The organism is Streptomyces sp. NPDC014734, assembly GCF_043083325.1.
In the GTDB taxonomy this organism is placed as follows: domain Bacteria; phylum Actinomycetota; class Actinomycetes; order Streptomycetales; family Streptomycetaceae; genus Streptomyces.
On sequence record NZ_JBIBYN010000001.1, the window covers coordinates 850,688 to 869,208 of the forward strand.

General features: G+C 70.0%; 17 protein-coding genes and 2 pseudogenes. 9 read left to right on the forward strand and 10 right to left on the reverse strand.

Annotated elements, in window-relative coordinates:
- Positions 1–15 precede the first annotated feature (15 nt).
- Positions 16–1,378 (reverse strand): annotated as a pseudogene (locus ACF1CT_RS03675) (bifunctional o-acetylhomoserine/o-acetylserine sulfhydrylase).
- A 381-nt stretch (positions 1,379–1,759) separates the two neighbouring features.
- Here ACF1CT_RS03675 and ACF1CT_RS03680 point away from each other — a divergent pair.
- The 3 genes and pseudogenes from ACF1CT_RS03680 to ACF1CT_RS03690 all read left to right on the forward strand — a co-directional run.
- Positions 1,760–1,951, forward strand: coding sequence for a hypothetical protein (locus ACF1CT_RS03680; protein ID WP_391782093.1), 192 nt, complete (start codon positions 1,760–1,762; stop codon positions 1,949–1,951).
- Between the two features lie 155 nt (positions 1,952–2,106).
- Positions 2,107–2,442: a hypothetical protein gene (locus ACF1CT_RS03685; protein ID WP_391782181.1), complete on the forward strand. Its 336-nt coding sequence runs from the start codon at positions 2,107–2,109 to the stop codon at positions 2,440–2,442.
- 241 nt (positions 2,443–2,683) lie between these two features.
- Positions 2,684–2,888: pseudogene (locus tag ACF1CT_RS03690) on the forward strand (Tn3 family transposase); the annotation flags it as partial.
- 18 nt (positions 2,889–2,906) lie between these two features.
- Here ACF1CT_RS03690 and ACF1CT_RS03695 read toward each other — a convergent pair.
- Positions 2,907–3,632 carry a dienelactone hydrolase family protein gene (locus tag ACF1CT_RS03695; protein ID WP_391782094.1) on the reverse strand — a complete coding sequence of 242 codons (726 nt, stop codon included), beginning with the start codon at positions 3,630–3,632 and terminating at the stop codon, positions 2,907–2,909.
- Between the two features lie 529 nt (positions 3,633–4,161).
- Between ACF1CT_RS03695 and ACF1CT_RS03700 the strand changes: the two genes are divergently transcribed.
- Positions 4,162–5,091, forward strand: a complete 930-nt coding sequence (locus ACF1CT_RS03700; protein WP_391782095.1) for a hypothetical protein — start codon at positions 4,162–4,164, stop codon at positions 5,089–5,091.
- Between the two features lie 593 nt (positions 5,092–5,684).
- On the opposite strand, the gene ACF1CT_RS03705 is transcribed toward ACF1CT_RS03700, so the two are convergent.
- The 4 genes from ACF1CT_RS03705 to ACF1CT_RS03720 form a co-directional block, all read right to left on the reverse strand.
- Complete coding sequence (locus tag ACF1CT_RS03705; RefSeq protein ID WP_391782096.1) at positions 5,685–6,089, reverse strand: hypothetical protein; 405 nt, start codon at positions 6,087–6,089, stop codon at positions 5,685–5,687.
- Positions 6,090–6,110: 21 nt separating this feature from the next.
- Complete coding sequence (locus tag ACF1CT_RS03710) at positions 6,111–6,437, reverse strand: hypothetical protein (RefSeq protein WP_391782097.1); 327 nt, start codon at positions 6,435–6,437, stop codon at positions 6,111–6,113.
- Positions 6,438–6,705: 268 nt separating this feature from the next.
- On the reverse strand, positions 6,706–9,270 hold the full coding sequence (locus tag ACF1CT_RS03715; protein WP_391782098.1) for an ABC transporter permease: 2,565 nt from the start codon (positions 9,268–9,270) through the stop codon (positions 6,706–6,708).
- Positions 9,271–9,354: 84 nt separating this feature from the next.
- Positions 9,355–10,152 (reverse strand): ABC transporter ATP-binding protein, encoded by a 798-nt coding sequence (locus tag ACF1CT_RS03720; RefSeq protein ID WP_391782182.1) that lies wholly within the window; start codon positions 10,150–10,152, stop codon positions 9,355–9,357.
- Between the two features lie 534 nt (positions 10,153–10,686).
- On the opposite strand from ACF1CT_RS03720, the gene ACF1CT_RS03725 reads away from it, so the two are divergent.
- Entirely contained in the window at positions 10,687–11,838 is a 1,152-nt protein-coding gene (locus tag ACF1CT_RS03725; protein ID WP_391782099.1) for an SMI1/KNR4 family protein, read from the forward strand.
- A 428-nt stretch (positions 11,839–12,266) separates the two neighbouring features.
- Here the strand turns inward: ACF1CT_RS03725 and ACF1CT_RS03730 are convergent, their stop codons facing one another.
- Entirely contained in the window at positions 12,267–12,965 is a 699-nt protein-coding gene (locus ACF1CT_RS03730) for a nucleotidyltransferase domain-containing protein (RefSeq protein WP_391782100.1), read from the reverse strand.
- A 337-nt stretch (positions 12,966–13,302) separates the two neighbouring features.
- Positions 13,303–13,848 carry a hypothetical protein gene (locus tag ACF1CT_RS03735; RefSeq protein WP_391782101.1) on the reverse strand — a complete coding sequence of 182 codons (546 nt, stop codon included), beginning with the start codon at positions 13,846–13,848 and terminating at the stop codon, positions 13,303–13,305.
- Between the two features lie 316 nt (positions 13,849–14,164).
- Here ACF1CT_RS03735 and ACF1CT_RS03740 point away from each other — a divergent pair, with 316 nt between their 5' ends.
- From ACF1CT_RS03740 to ACF1CT_RS03750, 3 genes are all read left to right on the forward strand, one after another.
- Positions 14,165–14,800 (forward strand): GNAT family N-acetyltransferase, encoded by a 636-nt coding sequence (locus ACF1CT_RS03740; RefSeq protein WP_391782102.1) that lies wholly within the window; start codon positions 14,165–14,167, stop codon positions 14,798–14,800.
- Positions 14,801–15,138: 338 nt separating this feature from the next.
- Positions 15,139–15,297 carry a hypothetical protein gene (locus tag ACF1CT_RS03745; protein WP_391782103.1) on the forward strand — a complete coding sequence of 53 codons (159 nt, stop codon included), beginning with the start codon at positions 15,139–15,141 and terminating at the stop codon, positions 15,295–15,297.
- A 58-nt stretch (positions 15,298–15,355) separates the two neighbouring features.
- Positions 15,356–16,030 (forward strand): O-methyltransferase, encoded by a 675-nt coding sequence (locus ACF1CT_RS03750; RefSeq protein WP_391782104.1) that lies wholly within the window; start codon positions 15,356–15,358, stop codon positions 16,028–16,030.
- A 75-nt stretch (positions 16,031–16,105) separates the two neighbouring features.
- Here ACF1CT_RS03750 and ACF1CT_RS03755 read toward each other — a convergent pair whose 3' ends face one another.
- The gene (locus ACF1CT_RS03755) at positions 16,106–16,417 is read right to left on the reverse strand and encodes a helix-turn-helix domain-containing protein (RefSeq protein WP_391782105.1); all 312 of its coding nucleotides are present in this window, start codon (positions 16,415–16,417) and stop codon (positions 16,106–16,108) included.
- Between the two features lie 550 nt (positions 16,418–16,967).
- Positions 16,968–17,579 carry a TetR/AcrR family transcriptional regulator gene (locus tag ACF1CT_RS03760; RefSeq protein WP_391782106.1) on the reverse strand — a complete coding sequence of 204 codons (612 nt, stop codon included), beginning with the start codon at positions 17,577–17,579 and terminating at the stop codon, positions 16,968–16,970.
- A 142-nt stretch (positions 17,580–17,721) separates the two neighbouring features.
- On the opposite strand from ACF1CT_RS03760, the gene ACF1CT_RS03765 reads away from it, so the two are divergent.
- On the forward strand, positions 17,722–18,513 hold the full coding sequence (locus ACF1CT_RS03765) for a cyclase family protein (RefSeq protein ID WP_391782107.1): 792 nt from the start codon (positions 17,722–17,724) through the stop codon (positions 18,511–18,513).
- Positions 18,514–18,521 lie beyond the last annotated feature (8 nt).

Genomic DNA, 18,521 nt, shown 5'->3' on the forward strand with positions numbered 1-18,521 from the left:
TGGGGTCCGCGGTGTTCAGGACGCCTCCTTCACAGCGCGGAAGCCCGCCTCCAGGTCCGCCTTGAGGTCCTCCAGGTTCTCGATGCCGACCGACAGACGCACCAGGCCCGGGGAGGTGCCGGTGGCGGCGAGCTGCGCGTCGTCGAGCTGGCTGTGGGTGGTGGACGCGGGGTGGATGATGAGGCTGCGCACGTCACCGATGTTGGCGAGGTGGCTGAAGAGTTCGACGGCGTCCACGAAGCGCTTGCCGGCCTCGACGCCCCCGCGCAGCTCGAAGGAGAACACGGCTCCGGCACCGCGCGGCAGGTAGCGGCGCCCGGCCTCGTACCAGCGGTTGGACGGCAGTCCGGCGTAGTGGACGGCCGCGACCTCGTCGCGCTGCTCCAGCCACTCCGCCAGCGCCTGGGCGTTGGACGAGTGGCGTTCCATGCGCAGGCTCAGCGTCTCCACGCCCTGCAGGAGCAGGAAGGCGGAGTGCGGCGCGATGGCCGGTCCCAGGTCGCGCAGCAGCTGGACGCGCAGCTTGATGGCATACGCACCGGGCCCGAGGGCGGGCCAGTAGCGCAGGCCGTTGTAGCTGGGGTCGGGCTCGCTGAAGTCGGGGAAGCGCTCCGGGTGCGCGCCGAAGTCGAAGGTCCCGGCGTCGACGACGACGCCGCCGATGGTGGTGCCGTGGCCGCCGATGAACTTGGTCGCCGAGTGGACGACGACGTCGGCGCCGTGCTCGATGGGGCGCAGCAGGTAGGGGGGTGGGGATGGTGTTGTCCACGATCAGCGGCACGCCGGCCTCGTGGGCGATGTCGGCGAGCGCACGGATGTCGAGGACGTTGCCGCGCGGGTTGCCGAGGGTCTCGGCGAACAGGGCCTTGGTGTCGGGCCGGATGGCGGCCCGCCAGGCGTCGAGGTCGTCCGGGTCCTCGACGAAGGACACCTCGATGCCGAACTTCCGCAGCGTGTGCCGGAAGAGGTTGTACGTGCCGCCGTAGAGGGCGGCACTGGAGACGACGTGGTCGTTGGCGCCCGCCACGTTGAGGATCGCGAGGGTCTCGGCGGCCTGCCCGGAGGAGAGCGCGACGGCGGCGACGCCGCCTTCGAGGGCGGCGATCCGCTGCTCGAAGACATCCTGGGTGGGGTTGTGGATGCGGGTGTAGATGTTCCCGGGCTCGGCGAGCGAGAAGAGGTCGGCCGCGTGCTGGGTGTCGCGGAAGACGAACGAGCTGGTCTGGTAGATCGGGACCGCGCGGGCGCCGGTGGTCGGGTCGGGGACGGCGCCGGAGTGCAGCTGCTTGGTCTCGAACGACCAGGCGGGGGTGGCGGAACCGGTCGGCTCGTCCTCGGGGGTGCGGCCGGCGGTGACGGCGTCGATCGGCTGGCTCATGCTTCTCCTCGGTACACGTGCGATGCCCGGCGAGGGGCAGGGTGGTGCCGGTGCGAGCGGCGGGGTGCGGGGAGCAGGCGTACGGGGCTCCGCTCGGAGCTGTACGCGGGGGTGTGCGACAACGGCGCGGAAGGCGCCACCACGGGCCGCGTCAGCGGGCGGTGGGACAACTCATGGTCGTGACACGCGCGTAGTCCACGTGGCGGCGGGTCACGAGCACGATCATGTGCCCAGGTAACCACAGTCGGACGACGCGCACCATCGCCTTCCGCATTGCGGACAACCGGGGCCGCCCTCTTCCGTGTGCGGATGACGGGGGTGCTCCGGTGGCGCAACCGCTCCCGCCCGTAAGCCCCGGACGGCCGATGCCGAGATGGTTCCATGTCGAACACGTTCCGCTTCGACATCACCGCCGGTGACGGGCCCGCCGGGCGGATCACCTTCAGGCTGTCCGACGACATCGTCCCCAGGAGCGCGGAGTGCTTCCGCACCGGAAGACTCGTGAAGATCTCGGTGAGGGGCAGCCGGTCCCTGGGCCGGGTGGCCCCTTGGCCTGCGCGGTGGCCGGGTTGAGCGTCACTCGGTAATTGACCGGTATGGATCTGGGCGGCCGTGCCGGTCTGCCGGAGGATGCGGAGCGCACCACGCACGTGTGAAACGTCCATGAACCGAAGGGGCTCGAAGTGAAAGCAGTACGCGCTCTCGGAGCTGTGGTGATGACGGTGGCCATGGCCGGCGGTGTGTCTGTCGCGGCCCAGGCGACGGCGGTGGCTTCGACCGGGGCCACGGTGAAGACGGCGGCGGACACCTGCGCCTACCCGTACGTCTGTCTTTTCAAGAACGGCGTGAAGATCGGCCAGTTCCAGGATGTCACCAGTACGTGGCAGAACCTGCCGTCCAAACCCTCCGGACCGGGACTGGTGGTCCAGAACACCCGCAATGATGACGTCGCCCATATCCGCTGGTCGGATGGCGCCACGACCTGCATACCCCCGAAATCGAGTTTCGGCGTGACCGGCGGAACGCTGACAGGAATACGAATCTCCAGCGCTGCCACCTGCTGATGGCCGCTGGGACACAGGCGGTGGCAGAGCCGAAGTCTGTGGTCGCCGCGGAACCGGTGCCGTCGGGCTGAGCCGACCGCAGGACGTCCCGGCAGTTCGTGATCGTCTCGGGAACGAACCGGTGAACCGCTTTCCCGGCCCGGACGCGCGCGAGAGCTTCTCCGGCGTCCGGTTCGCCGGCCGCCGGAGAAGTCACCCGTACGAGCGAGCCCGGCAACCAGCTCGCCCGGCACCGGTCGTGACTACGCGGTACGTCGACGCCGCCGTCGACCAGCTCCGCGCCGAAGGTCACGAGATCAGCGACGAGGACGTGGCCCGGGTCTCCCCGCTCAGGCACGAGAACCTCGACGTGCCCGGCCGTTACGGCTTCATCACCACCGTTCCGGCTCCGGCGCCCACCGCGCGACCCGGACGCGCCGGAGCCGGACGAGGACGGCGGACAGGAGCGTCAGGAGCTGACCGGATCACTCCGGTACGGACAGGCACTCGGCCAACAGGCCGACGATGTCGCGCCAGGCCCGCTGCGCGTGTAGTGGGTGGTGGCCGACGCCGGGGCGCACGATGTGGTCGACCGGAGGGTGGTGGAAGGCGTGCAGGGCACCGCCGTAGATCACGAGGCGCCAGTCGACGCCCGCGGCCTGCATCTCGGCGGTGAACGCGTCCCGTTGAGCCAGCGGCATGATCGGGTCCTCCGACCCGACCCCGGCCCACACCGGGCAGCGGATGCGCGCCGCCTCGCCCGGCCGGCCCGTGGTCAGTGCGTTGACTGTCCCGATCGCGCGCAGTCCGACGCCGGCGCGCCCGAGCTCCAGCCCGATGGCCCCTCCGGTGCCGTAGCCGACGGCGGCGATCCGTTCGGGGTCGGCCCGCGGTTCGGCGCGCAACACGTCGAGCGCCGCGTGGCCGATGCCCCGCATCCGGTCGGGGTCGGCGAGCAGCGGCATGCAACGGGCCAGCATCTCCTCGGGGTCGCCCAGATAGCGCCCGCCATGGAGGTCGAAGGCCAGCGCCACGTATCCCAATTCGGCCAGGGCATCGGCCCGGCGGCGCTCGACATCGCTGAGTCCCGGCCCCTCGGGCCCGATCAGGACCGCGGGCCGGTGGCCGACACCGCCGGGGAGCGCGAGGTGCCCGATCATCGTCAGGCCGTCGGCAAGATACTCGACCGTACGCGTTGTGATCATCGTCATAAAACTGGACGGTAGTGACCGTCGGGCCCGGTCGGACCGGTGTTCACCGCCAGCGGAAGGTGATCCGTCCCGGCCGCACCGCCAGGGCACGGGCCGTCTGTCGGCAAACGATGGCGAGTTCAAGCGGTCATCGCGTCACCGCTGTTCGAGAGGTCGGCGCAGACCTCTGCCGGAGTGCGATGGCCATGGGTCCTGTGCGGGCGTCGGCTGAGATCGCGGGCGATCGCGTCCGGGTCGGCGTGGCCGAACGTGCGGAGGACCGCGCCCGCCGGTGACCAGGCACCGGACCACCCTGTGCGGGCCGGATCGCTTCCCGACCCGGATTCGCTCTTCGCCGACAGGGATGTCGTCGCGCGCGCCGGGCACCGTCGCGCCGGCCGGGGCCGGGGGGCACCACGATGTTCATCCGGGTGCCGTCCACCGAGAAGCCGGCAACCGGTTCGCCGGAAGCAACTTTCGCGCCGAAAGCCACGTCTGCCAGTGGGAACGGGACCGAACCCCACCGACCCATACATGAACGGAGCTTTCGGTGCTCATAGGACTGCTCACCGCTGTGGCAGCATCGATCTGTTACGGCACGGGATCCGTCCTCCAGGCCGTCGGATCACAGAAGTCAGCCCGCCGGGAGGCCGCCGCGGGCAGCGTGACCCAGCACGGTGGCCCGAGCCTGTCGTCCACTGCGAAGGCGGCGATGACCTGGGAGTTCATCGTCGGGACCATCCTGGACTTCGTCGGCTTCGGGCTCGGCGCACTGGCGGCGCGCCTCCTGCCGCTGTTCCTGTCGCAGACCGTGATCAGCGCCAACTTGGTGATCACGGCGGTGCTGAGCATCAAGCTCCTCGGCATCCGGCTCAACCGCGCCGAGCGGACCTCGATTGCCGTGGTCTGCTCCGCGCTGGTGCTGCTGGCGACGGCGGCGGGCCCGGAGGGCAGCGGCGCCACCCCCGTCTCCACGCACTGGTGGCTGCTGGGGATCTCACTGCTCCTGATCGTGGGCGGCACCGTGGTCGTACGCCTGCTGGGGGCGCGCGCCGCGATCCTGGCCGGCCTGCTGTCCGGACTGGGCTTCGGCGCCCTCGGTGTCGGGGTCCGCGTACTGAACGGCATCGACCCCTTCGACCCGGGAGCGCTGCTCCGCGACCCGGCGCTCTACGCGATCCTGGTGGCGGGCATCGGCGGCATGTACCTGCACACGGTCGCCCTGCAGATCGGCTCGGTCAACGGCGCCACCGCCGCGCTGGTCGTCGGCGAGACCGTCCTGCCGGGCATCATCGGCGTCCTGTGGCTCGGCGATGCCTCCCGTCCCGGCTTCGCCTGGGCGGCGATCACCGGGTTCGTGCTCGCGGTGTCGGGCGCGGTGGCGGTGGCCTGGTTCGGGTCCCCGAGAGGGCACGGCAGCGACCCTGCGACGGCGCCCGTGACACCCGCCGAGGACGCCCGGACGTCCGCGGGGGTCTGATCTCGCCCAGCCACAGGATGCCGTCCGGGCCGAGGCCGGCGCGCAGACGGTGCCAGGAGGGCCGGCGCAGGAGCCCGGCGCGAGTGCGGGACGCGAACCGGACCCCGCCGACGAGCCGGCCGCGGTACCCACCGCCGTTCGTCACCCGCCTGGCGCGGACGGTGGACACGCCGGGCGACACGGACCTGGAGAGCCTGCTCCCGGAGTTCCCGGATTCCTTCGGGACGAACCTGGCCGCCCGGTGCGGGGAGTCCGGCACCACGTCACATCTGCGGATGCAGCAGGTGGTGAAATTGCTGCGGCTCGTCCAGGAGGAACACCCGGCCGGGCTGGGCTCGGCGATGCAGGCCCGACGGGGTTTCACCGCGGTGCACGTCGGACAGGGCCGTGGTCGGCCGCTGAACGCGCCTGTCCCGATGCGCTGTTCGAGGCGATCCAGGCTGCGACCACGGCCGACGTGCGGGCAGCCCGGGACCGGATGCCGGCCGGTGAGCGGCTGGCGGCAGAAGGCCGGGACCCGGCCGATGGGGGGCTGGCACGGCTGGACCCGGGAGAACGCGGCGTGGCACATCACCCACCGCGGCCCGCGGGTCTCACGCCTCGTCGCGGTGCACGAGGTGGCCGTCTGTCAGCCGCCAGTAGTGCTGGTGGTCAGTCAATTGCCAGGTCTCGTCGGCAGCGATCGCCTGCGTGATCCATTCGTGGAGTTGCGGGAGGGCATGCGCTCGTAGAACAGCGCGGGTGGCAGCACGATCAGTGGCATCGACCGGGTGGACGTCAATGCGGAAGCCGACCATGTCCGGGTGGACGCCGTGGCCGTAGTTGCGGGGGTTCTGAGCGACCCATGCCGCTCCCAGGACGATGGTTCCGCTGTCACGTCCGGTGAGGAATGCCAGGTCCGTGACTCGGGTCATGTAGGGGCCGAGACACGCGTTGATGTCGGTGGTGGTCAGTGGCCAGGCACGGTGCCGGGGCAGCCTTCGATTTCGTGCGGACATGGCAAGCAGAATGGCAGAAGGTCACCGTCGGCTCACGGGCATTTGTTCGGCGGTCTGCTCCGGCAACGCCCGTGCGGAGTCCTCGTAGCGCATCGCGGTCTTCTCGTCGAGCCCGAAGACCCCGGCGAGGTGGAGCGGGTCGGGGCCTCTGACCATGGTCTCTTCGGGCCGCCGGTCGACGCGGAGCCTCTCCGGGGTCGCATCCCGTCCCCGCATCGGAGCGCTGATCCAGTGACTGCCGGCCCGGCTCGTCGTGTTGGCGGTCCGGTCGTTGATCAGCAGGTGGAGGTTCGCGGTGTGCGGCCACCGGCGGCGCCGGTGCTCCAGCCAGTCCAGCAGCAGCTGCAAGGCGACATCGCTGGACCGGAGAGAGAAGCGGGCGGCGGCGTCCCGAGGGGCTGATGACGCGGAGAAGGCGTGGGCCGCCGCCGAAGGCGACACTCAGGAACACAGGCAGCGGCGAACGGCGCCGCCGCCTCGTCACCGTCACTTGTCCGGTGTGTCCGTCTCCGCACTGGCCTCAACCAGCTCTTCACGCACGATGCCCGCGTCGGGCAGGCCGGTGACGGGTCTGCCCGACGCGGGCACCGGGTGGGGCTGTCGAGCGGCTCGGGGGTCAGGATTCGGCGACGGCCTCCAGGGGGCTGAGGCCGGCGGCCCGGCGGGCCGGGAGGGCCGCGGCGAGGATGCCGACCGCGAGGGAGAGCGCGCAGGCCGCGAGGAGGGTTCCCCAGGGGAGGGCGAACTCGTACTGCTGGATGGAGCCGTTGGCGAGGGAACCGACGGTCCAGGCGCCGAAGGTTCCGCTCACCACGCCGAGGACGGTGCCGAAGGCGGCGACGGTGAGGGCCTCAAGGCGGATCATCGTGCGGATGCCGGCGCGGTGCATGCCGATGGAGCGCAGGGCGCCGATCTCGCGGGTGCGGTCGGTGATGGACATGGCCAGGGTGTTGGCGATGCCGAGCGCGGAGATGGCGCCGCCGAGGAAGAGCAGGCCGTACATCAGGTCGATGACGATGCCCATGGCACCGGACGCCTCGGCGACGAACTCGTCGCGGCTCTGGACGGTGAGAAGGGGGTTCCTGCCGGTGGCGTCGAGGAGCTTGGTCCTGGAGACGCCGTTCTCGCCGGCGGCGACGAGGACCCGGGTGAAGTACCGGCCGGTCTCGCTGTTCTCGTCCGGGCGCTGGACTTCTGCGCGGTCGCCGATGGCCGGGCCGGCGGTGGGGTTGTCGCGGTAGACGCCGATGACGGTGTAGGTCCGGATGTCGTCGCGGCCGAAGCCGGGGGTGGTCTCGGCCCGGGAGCCGGCCCTGAGGTGGTGTTCGCGGGCGGTGCTCTCGGAGACGGCGATGGCACCGGCCTTGAGGCCCTTGAGGGAGCCGGAGACGAAGTCGAGCTTCATCACGTTGTCGAGACCGGCGGGATCGACACCGGTGACGCTCAGACTGTCGCCGCCGAGGAGGATCCGCCCATCGGCGATGGCGCTCGCAGTGCGCACGCCCGGGGCGTCGGCGATCTTACGGGCGGTGGCCTGGTCGATGCCGGTCATGTGGTCGGCGGTGATCAGGTGGTCGGCGGTGAGGCCGGCGGCGGCCTGGCGGTCGAGGGCCTGCGCGCTGGAGTGGGCGATGGTGGCGAGGCCGGCGACGAGGGCGGTGCTGACGATGACGGCGGCGGCGGTGGCGGCGGTGCGGCGCGGGTCGCGCAGGGCGTTCTCGCGGGAGAGCCGGCCGGCGACGCCGAAGCGAGTGGTGAGCTTGCAGCCGGCCCGGATCATGGGGACCGCCAGGATCGGGGCCAGCATCAACAGGCCGACGATCAGGCCGAACGCGCCGAGCAGGGCGTTCTGGAGGTTCTCGTCGGAGGCGTCCTCCGCCCCCGAGAGGGAGATCAGCAGGGCGGCGCCGCCGAAGGCGAGGAGTCCGCCCGCGATGGCCCGGAAGCGGGAGGCGGTCGCGGACGGCGGCCGGTGGACGGCCCGCAGCGCCTCGACCGGGGCGATCCTGGACGCCTTGCGGGAGGGCAGCCAGGCGGAGAGCACGGTGAGGCCGACGCCGACGAAGAGCGCGGCGGCGATGGGCGTGGCCCCGATCACGAGGGGCCCGGTGGGAGCGGCGTTCCCGTCGGTGGCCATCAAGTGGGGCATCGCGACGGCGAGGCCCAGGCCGAGGACGAAGCCGAGGGCGGAGGAGAGCAGGCCGACCAAACCGGCCTCGACCAGCAGGGAGCGGATCACCTGGCGGCGGGAGGCGCCGATGGCACGCAGCAGGGCGATCTCCCGGCTGCGGCGGGCCACCAGCATGGTGAAGGTGTTGACGATCAGGAACGAGCCGATGAAGAGGGCGACGACGGCGTAGATCAGGGCGACCTTCTCGTTGCCGCGGACCAGGACGCCGACGTAGCGGTCCTGTTGGGCGACGAGGTCACTCGCGGTGGAGGTCTCGACCCGGTCGGCGCCGAGCGCGTCCGTGACGCGCTCGGCCAGGTCGAAGTCACCGGTGCCGGGCTTGGCCGTCAGGTCGATGGACGAGTAGGCGCCGGGCCGTCCGAACATGGCACGGGCGGTGGCCTTGTCGAAGAGGACGAGGGTGCCGGAGCTGACGCGGGTGTCCTTGGTGGTGACGATGCCGACCAGCCGCTTGTGCATGACGGGGCCGTTGGTGGCGAGGGTGATCTTGTCACCGATCTTGTGCTTGCCGCGGGCGGCGGTGCCGGCGTCCAGGGCGATCTCGTCGCCGGTGCGCGGTATGTGGCCCTGGGCGATCGGGAAGCGGGGGTCCTTGCCGCCGGGTCCGGGGATCCAGGCGTCGGCTCGGTTGCCGCCGCGCTTCGCGCTGCGCATCGGGTTGCCGTCGGCCGTGTTCAGTACGGCGGAGCCGGAGATCGAGGGCCGGACGCTGTCGACGCCGCCGATACCGGCGAGCTTGGCGACGGTCGCGTCGTTGAGCGCCGGGGGCCGGCCCCTGGGCGCGGGCTCCCCGGACCTGGGGGGCTTGGGGCTGACGCGGACGGAGAGGTCGGCGAGGTTCTCGGAGGCGGCGGCGCGGTTGGCGGCGGTGGAGGTCTCGCCGAAGACCAGGGTGCCGCTGACGAAGGCGACGCCGAGGCAGACCGCGAGCACGGTCATGACCAGGTGGGCTTTGTGCGCGAGGACGTTGCGCAGGGCTGTCTTCAGCATGGGTGTGTGTCCGGGGCGTGAGAGGAAGGGGGAGTGCGGCGCGAGCGGAGCCCGGTGGGCGGGAGCACCGGTGGGACGTCCCGGTCAGCTGGTGCGGCCCCGGGCGTCGAATTCCTTCATGCGGTCCAGGACCCGGTCCGGGGCGGGCTGTCGCATCTCGTCCACGAGCCGGCCGTCGGTGAGGAAGACGACCCGGTCCGCGTAGCCGGCGGCCACCGGGTCGTGCGTCACCATCACCACCGTCTGTCCGAGTTGCCGCACCGATTCCCGCAGGAAGCCCAGGACCTCGGCACCGGCCCGGGAGTCGAGGTTTCCGGTGGGCTCGTCACCGAAGACGATCGCGGGCCGGGAGGCCAGGGCCCGGGCCACGGCCACACGCTGCTGCTGGCCGCCGGAGAGCTGGCTGGGGCGGTGGTCGAGGCGACCGGACAGGCCCACCATGTTCACGACCGTCTCCAGCCACTGCCGGTCGATTTCGCGGCCGGCGATGTCCGTGGGGAGGGTGATGTTCTCCACCGCCGTCAGGGTGGGCAACAGGTTGAACGCCTGGAAGATGAACCCGACCCGGTCCCGGCGCAGTTCGGTGAGCTGCCGGTCGTTCAGGCGGCTCAGCTCGGTGGTGCCGATTCGCACCGAACCCGAGGACGCCGAGTCCAGGCCGGCGACACAGTGCATCAGGGTCGACTTGCCCGAGCCCGAGGGGCCCATGATCGCGGTGAACTCGCCCTCTTCGAAGGAGATGCTCACCCGGTCCAGGGCGACGACTTGTGTGTCCCCGCTGCCGTACACCTTCGACAGGTCGGATGTACTCGCGGCGAACGGGGCCGACGACTGGCGCGGGGCGGAGGAGCCCGCGTACGGGGCGTGGTGGGGGAAGGGCATCGGCGACATGGACACACTCCGGCACAGGGGGTGAGAAGAAGGCGACCGGGTGGGCCCGGGGCTTCCCCCGTCGGGGGAGACCACTGGGCATTCAGGATGCCGGCCGGGGACGTTTACCATCATCACCTCGCCTGACCTGCGAAAACATCGTCCTCAGGCGGTGGTTTCTCCTCTGTCGCCGGACAGGGGAGATCAGGGGGAGTGGTGGTTCGTTTCCCTCTCCAGGACGACCGGTGCCTCTGTCGAAGGACGGAGCCCCTTCCGGCGCGCCGGAGCGCAGAGGAAGGGGCGGATGACTCGGGGAGTGCCCGAGAGAGCAGTATGAAAGCCGGATCAGTGGACGAGACCGGTGCGGTGAGCGAGAACGGCCGCCTGGACGCGGCTGGTGGTGTCGGTCCTGGCGAAGATGGCGACCACATGGGTCTTGACGGTGCCGAACCGAACTCAGACGCGGCGGTCAAGGACAGTGAGCGACGGTCGAGCTGGACCCGAGTATCAGCATCGATGTCGGTGGCTGACTCTAGGGTCAGTCCCATGACAGCAGACCTGGTCCAGGATTCCTGGAACCGCATCGACGCGTGGCTGCGCAAGCACGCGCCTCGCACTTTCGCCACGCTCCGGCCGCCCGCAGGAAATGAGGAGATCGCGGCAGCACAGGAGGAACTGGGCATCACCTTTCCTCCGGACCTGGTCGCTTCGCTGCTCCGGCACAACGGGGCACTGGACGGACCAGGGGCTTTCCGGTTCAGCACGCAGGACCGGCTACTCGGAGTGAGTGAAATCCTTGAGGACACCGGGTTCATGCGCAGTGTCGCCGATGACCTCGACGAGGAGGAGGCCGAGTACTACTGGCATCACGACTACGTGAAGTTCGGTTCCTATGGGGCGACGTCGGACGGTCTCATGACCGATTGCCGTACTGGGCGGGGCTCCTTCGGCGCGATCGGACGGTTCTTCGACGAGACCGGCACCAGTTTCGGGAAGGCCGACTCACTGGGCAGGTACCTGGCAGAGCTGGCTGGTCAGCTCGAACACGGCCGGGATGCCGGTGTCGTCACGTTCAACGGCCGGCTGATCTGGGAGTGGGCCATGTCTGCCCACCCGGAGTGGGGCAGTGCGGACGATCCTCTTCCCGCACCGGATGAGCAGCTACCGGAGCTGGACCTCTCCTGCCATCCCACCGACCTCCTCCACGCGAGCTGCCTGGACGGGCTGGAGGAACTCGGCGCACTGCTCGCGGTCCTGCCGCGGGAGCGGGTGGCCGAGGCCGCTCGCAAGCAGTTGCGCAGACTGGCGGTCGAAACGGGCCTGAACAAGTACCCGGAGGTCAAGTCGGCCCTGGACGCGTTGGAGCGGGGTGAGGTCCCGTCACGGCCGGACCAGACCAGCCCGCTGGCCCTGCGACTGCGCGCAGTGCTCGTGCAGGCGAATGCCCACCGAGACACCACTCGCAGATGGGCCGCGGAGAAAATGGCACACGGGATCTGGGGCTCGCCCTACAGGTCCGTGTACGAGAGCGCGGGGATCCGGGGTCGTCTTGCTGTCGACTGGCGTGCGGATCTGCATGCAGACCTGGGCAGACCGTCACTGCCACCGATACCTGACAGCCAATTCTGGGGAACCCTGCGCAACCCCGCCATTGACTCCAGCTGGTACGCAGCTCAGTACGCCCAAGACCAGGACTGACCCCAGGGGCTCCGGTTCCGCGTGAGCGCTTCGGTTGGCGAGACTCGGCAACCGAAGCGCTCAGTCACATCCGTCCATGAGCCGAAGCACGGTGGTTGTCACGTAGCTGGCATGTTGTCACCGGTGCGGACGCGGGCTGCCAGAGAGAGGATTCTGCGCGCTCGGAGGGGGGTGATGAAGAGTCGCTGTTGTGGATCACCGGGGGCTGCGGGGGTTCATGCCATCGGGTGCTCAGCGCCGTGACTTCGGGGCCGAGGCGGTCTGCGGGCGTTCGCGCGTAGTCGAAGACGGCTTCCGCGACGTCTCCGCCCCGGTCGGGCGGGCAGGCGATCGTCGCGGTGACGTGCACGAGTTGTTCGCTCGCCTGCCAACGCCGCTGGCTGATCGCGGCCATACCCCTGTGGTGGCATGATCGCGCCCCCACCGACTCACCGGATGGCATACCCGTCCCACAGGGGGCCGCCGAACTGGTCCAGCACCTCTGCCACGACCGCGGCGAAGACCTTCGCATCCCCGGCGATCGCCTGCGCGGCAGCTCCGGACAACGCGCGGTGCACCCCAGGGTCGGCCGCAGCCAGCCGCCGCGACAACCACTTGCCTCCGCCGAGCCAGTGCCCGCCGGCCAGCAGGACCAGCTCCGAGGCACGCTGCAGCATGTGCGAGACCAAGTACACCCGCTCCGCAGGGTCCGCGCAGCCACGCAGGTCATCGAGCAAGTCGGTCAGGATGTACCGCTGGTAGTCACGCTCACGGTCCGAGAGCGGCGGCGGGCCCGCGGCCCAACGCCTTCGCGCCTCGTCCTGGAGCGAAGCGCCCAGCCCATCCGTGTCTACCAGGAGCATGCCGTCGGCACACATGGCGAGCAGCGGCGAACTCCGCTTTGCGGTCTCCTGGTCGGCGAAGCTGTGCCAGACGGCCTCCGTTTGAACGAACAGCTCCACCGGCCAGCCGCGATATATCAGGTTCTCCCGGATGGGAGCGGGCGGCCCATCCAGGAGGACCACGATGTCCAGGTCAGACATGGGCGTCCGGCGGTCGGTCAGCACACTGCCGGCGAGGAAGGCTGCCCGGGCGGCGGGAAACCGGTCCCGCACCAGTTCGCGGGCGGTGAGCACGGGGTCATCCATGATCGCAGCGTACGTGCCGACGTCAGTCCCACAAGAGACCAGGTGCACCGCACCACAGCGGATGCTCCTTCTTCTCATCGGCTTTCATGCACTCTTACGGACATCGAGCGACATCGAGCGACATCGAGCGATGCCGAGCGATGCCGAGCGATGCCGAGCGATGCCGAGCGATGCCGAAACCCACCGACAAGTGCTCTCACCCGATCCCGGTCCGGCTTCTGTGCTCGGCTCGGCTTGGCTCACGCCTTGCTCCTCACGGCGGGCGCGACCGCCCGCACGGCATGCACGGCGATGGCCGGGCCGTGGTGGGCGTGCGGGAATGAGGCGGGTGGGTGAATCAGGCGGTGGCGCCACGGCGCGTGGCTGCGGCCACGATGTGGTGGCGGGTGACACGGCCGATCTCGTGCCAGAACGGCTTCGCCGTCAGATAGGTCCCCAGCGTGGAGAGAACACCGAGGGAGACGTCGACGCTGATCCGGCCCTGCTTGGCCCAGTAGACGTCCTGCAGGTCCAGCAGGAGTGCGAACTCGTCGCAGATGAGGGCGGTGCCGCAGCCGTACGCGGCCGCGACGCCGGGGTGTCCCACCGCGCGCTCGTCACCGCGTACGGCGATCAGGCCCACGCCCGCGAGGGTGGCGATGCCGATGTTGTAGTGGTGCAGGTGTTCGCCACCGGCGGAGATATTGCCCCACGGCAGCCAGCCGCCCCGGATGCCGTGCGTGATGACGCGGACGGTGCCGAAGGTGAGCCCGAAGGAGATCCACGTGATCAGCAACGACCGTTGCAGCGGGGTCAGACGCCGGTCCGCAGTCTCACGCCATCTGGTGACGAGAAGAGGGCGGTCCCGGTCCCGGCCTCGGCGACGTGCTTCGGTGAGTCTCATGGCTGACCGGCCTCCCACGCCGAACCGGCATCCTCGAACGGCATGAGAGCCGTCCAGGACACCGCCACTGGTGTGCGTTGTCGACGATAGGCGCGGGGCCCCCGTCCCGCATGCCCGCCGCCGTGGGGCGGGGCCGCTCGGGTGACGGCGGCGCGCGCCGGCCCGGCCGGCTCGCCGTCGTACGGGTTCAGCCGCGCTCGCTCACGGCTTTTCGTAGGAACAACCCTGCTACGTCATGCGGCAGTACGTAAGATGCGGAGATGCATTGTAGGTATTACGCGAGCTGCGGATGCGGCTCCTGCGGAGGGAGGGCGCAATGCTCGCGAACACGGTAAGGACATGGGTGTCGGGCTGGGCCATGTCACGGCGGACGCCTCCACCGGTCGAGAAGCCCTGGGGGTACTACATAGAGGTGGCCGATAACCTCGCTGAAGTGGGACGTCATGTCCTCCCCGAGACCGAGGAGTCGTTAGTCCGTAGCGCGGCCGCCTCCGTGACGGTCCCGCGGACCTGGATGAAGATGCCCGCCGAGCCTGTGGAGGTCGAACCCTGGCTCTCGCAGGGATGGGTGGTGGCCTGGGAAGAGACCGGTCATCTGATGGCCATCGACCTGATGGCCACGACACCGTGCACGCCTGAGGGGTACCTCGTGGACATCGAGTACCTCCACGGGGTCGTTCATGTCCGCGTGCTGGACGAGGCAGGCAGGACGGCAGCCCAGGGACAGGCGGCGATCACCGGCGAGGCCGCGGTGATGGACCGAGTGGTGACTGCAGAGGCTCACCGACGGCGAGGACTGGGCAACTTCGTGATGCGCACACTCGCCGATCAGGCATTGGCCCGGGGTGCGGACATGGGCGTTCTCGGTGCGACGGACGCCGGTCATGCGCTCTACGAGACATTGGGCTGGAAGAAACACTCAACGATTGCGGAGTGCATCTACCGGCCCTGACACAGGTGTTGTCACTACGCCCCACACCGTCCTTTGACACGGCACCGACGCCATGCGGCTTGCGCCCCATGCGCCCCTCCTGGAAGCCCTGGTCCCGGGAGGGGCGCTGCGGCGACTGACCGTGCCGCCGTTCGACTCGGCGGTCAACGGCACCCGGGCCGGTCGTCGATGCGGGGTGACCAAGCTGTTGCGCTGGCTGGAGCGCCTTTCTGGGGATACATGGCAGCAGCGGTGGCCGGTCGGCGATGTGGAGGATCTCCCCGCGGAAAGGCCGGCTCGGAGGGGCGAGGGGCTACAGGTCGGCCTCGCTGGCACTGAGGACAAGCTCACCCAGTTCGATGGCCGAGCAGGCCCGTGCCCGCCCGGCCATCGACCTCGGCATATCCGGCTTCACCAAGATCACCGGCCCGTCGCTGACGCAAGGGAGGACCGGCGGGTCCGAAGGACGCGCCCTCGGCTTGAATCATCTGTTCTACCCCGCGATTCAGGTCGCGTGACCGGATACTGGATCACGCAGAAACAGCCGCGATGTACGTACGAGCAGGGGAGACACCGGTGTATGAATCCGAAGGAGCCTGGCGTGAGGTCGATGCCTACTTCGTCGACTCGCTTGTACCCGAGGACGAGGCGCTGATCGACGCTCGTGAATCCGGTCGGCAGACCACGATGCCGCAGGCGGAGGTGGCCCCCAACCAGGGGAAACTTCTCGCGATGCTGTGCCGGATAGCCGGTGCGACCAGGGTGCTGGAGTTTGGAACCCTGGCCGGCTACAGCACCGTCTGGCTCGCGCGTGCCGTCGGCGACAAGGGCCGTGTCACCTCGCTCGAACTGGAGGAGCACAACGCTGCGATCGCCCGAGCAAACCTCGAACACGCGGGCGTAGCCGACCGTGTCGATGTCCTCGTCGGTCCTGCCACGGACTCAGCACGACGACTCATCAAGGACGGCACACAGCCGTACGACTTCGTGTTCATCGATGCAGACAAGCCCAGCAACCCCGAGTACCTGAGGGCGTCCCTCGCGCTGACCCGCCCTGGGAGCGTAATCGTCATCGACAACGTCGTGCGCAACGGCGCCGTCACCGATCCCGACAGTCCCGATGAGCGGGTCCAAGGCGTCCGCACGGTCCTCGCGGACATCGCGCGGGACGCACGACTGGATGCGACCGCACTCCAGACCGTGGGTTCCAAAGGCTGGGACGGGTTCACAATCATCCGACGGGTCCACTGACGCCGCGCAACACGGTGGCCCCGGGCTCCGATCCAACCCGTGGAGCCCTCAGCTATGGCGAGGACCCCACTGCGTTCAGGAGAGCAAAGTCGGCTCGGAAACAATCAGTTGCTGAGGTTGAACTCGGGATGTCGTGCTGCTGCGGGAGCTGCCGCGGACCCGGGCCACCGGGGTCCGGCCGCGTGGCGACCATGTCGTCACATGGGCCCGCGGGCCGCCCTCGGCCCACGCGTGGCGCCATCGCTGGACCGAGCGGACACTGACCCGCAGAACCCTGGCCATCGCTGTACTGCCCCCGCCCCGGGCGAACCGCCCGGCCGCCCGGAGCCGTAACTCCTCGCGGAGCGGAACTGTTGCCGTCAGCCCGTCCCCTCGGGGATACCGCATGGCTCCGGTGATACCGCAGCCAACGGCCAGCCGTCACCCTCTACGACACCACGAGTTCAACCGCAGTAACCAGGGCGAGCTTTGCGCACATCGGGGCACCGATCGGTCTCGCCGTGCCCAGCACCAAACGAGCCCGCCAATATCGCGACCGCCCGGGAGGGGCTGCCCCGTGAGAGCCACGTGCCGAGTTGGTCACCACAACCCCGTCGGCGGCGCCCTGACGGCCCGACGGGCCGGTCTCGGCCCCAGGCGCTCGACGGCCCTCGTGGTCTGATCGAGGTCGTGCTCTCCCTGGACCGTGCCCTGCACGAGCGTATTCGTCACCGGCGTCCTCGCGTGGAAGAAACCGGACCTTGACCCCCGCGACGACGAGCAGATCGCCCTCCAGCTCACCGGGCACGCCCCTGCGGTGGCCGCGGGCGTCCGCCGACATGCCGCCGCCCTCCCCAGGAACGACGGCTGCGGCGCCCTCGCCGGAGTCATCCTCCGCGAAAGCCGGCCGACGCCTGTCCACACCGCTGGAGGGTGCCGCCCGCCGTGCCCCGATCCATCAGGTGCCGGGCGGGGTGTTGTCAGGTCCGGTGACGGACAGCGCGTCGGTGTAGATGTCCGTCATCGCGGTCACGGCCCGTTGGCGGTCCAGGGCCGGATCCAGGCGGTGCTGGATGTTGACGCCCAGGGTGCCGCCGAGCAGGGCCGACGCGACGGCCTCGGGGTCGGCGACGCGTGCGCCGGTCGCGCGCAGGTGGTCGGCGTACAGGCCGCGAATCTTCGCGTACTGCTCGGCGTACGTCGCGCGCAGGGGCGAATCGCGGCTCACCGCCTCGAACAGGAGTGTCGAGAAGATGTGAGCCTCGGGCCGGGACATCAGGGCGAAGTTCGCCTCGATCAGCGCTTCGACTCCGGCGCCCGGCCCGGCGGCGGCAAGGCGTTCGAGCATGAAGTCCGTACCCCACCGGAACGCTTCCTCGATCACCGCCTTCATCAGCCCGTCCTTCGAGCCGAAGTGCCAGGCCACGGAGCCCCGGCTGATGCCGGAGCGCTCCGCCACGGCCTGGACGGACGCCGCGGCGGCCCCGCCCTCGGCGGCGAGTTCCCATGCGGCGGCCACCAGCCGACGCCGGGTCTCGGCGGAGATCTCCTGCTTGCGGGTCGCACCCACGCGGTGTCCTTCCCAACGGTGCGGCGGCTTGACGCGGCCGATTCTGTCACGACGACCGGGCGGTGCCGGAGCCCGCGAACCCTTGCCTATGTTATTCGTCCAGTTCTATGCTGAGCGTCCAATAACTAAGAAGGGGCTCGTCATGGAACTGATCGACCTCACCAGGACACTGGACCCCGCCGACCGCGAGCTGCTCCCCGAGCAGTTGCGCCCGCTCGCCCCGGTGATCGCGCCCACCGTGGCCTACGCGCATCCGACGGGCGAGGGCCGCGAGCAGTTCGCCGCCGCCATGCACTGCAGCGTCGAGGACCTGCCCGACGGCGAGGGCTGGGGCGCGGAACTGCTCACCGACTTCAACACCCACCTCGGCACCCACGTCGACGCCCCGCTGCACTACGGCTCGACCTGTGAGGGCAGGCCCGCCCGCACCATCACCGACATCGCCCTGGACGAGCTGTGGTGCGAATCGCTCGTGCTGGACCTGCGCGACCGGTGCGAACCGGACACCCCGATCACCGTCGAGGCACTGGAGTCCGCCCTCGCCGACAACGGTGCCCCGGTCCCGGCCGGCGGAGCGATCCTGCTGCGCACCGGCCAGGAGCGGTACGGGCTGTCCGACCCCGAATTCTTCCGCTACCCGGGCATGAGCCGCGAGTCGACCTTGTTCCTGGCCGACCTCGGGGCCAAGGTCCTGGGCACCGACGCCGCGGGTTGGGACCTGAGCTTCCCGGTGATGGCGGGCAAGTTCCGCGAGAGCGGCGACAACTCCGTGCTGTGGGACGGCCACCGGGCCGGCCGCGAGCGGGAGGTCTTCATCGTCCAGCAGATGACGAATCTCGCCGCGCTGCCCCCGTCGGGGTTCCGGGCGGCCTTCTTCCCGATCAAGATCGCCCGCGCGAGCGCAGCCCCGGCCCGTGTCGTGGCCTTCGTCTGACCCCTGAT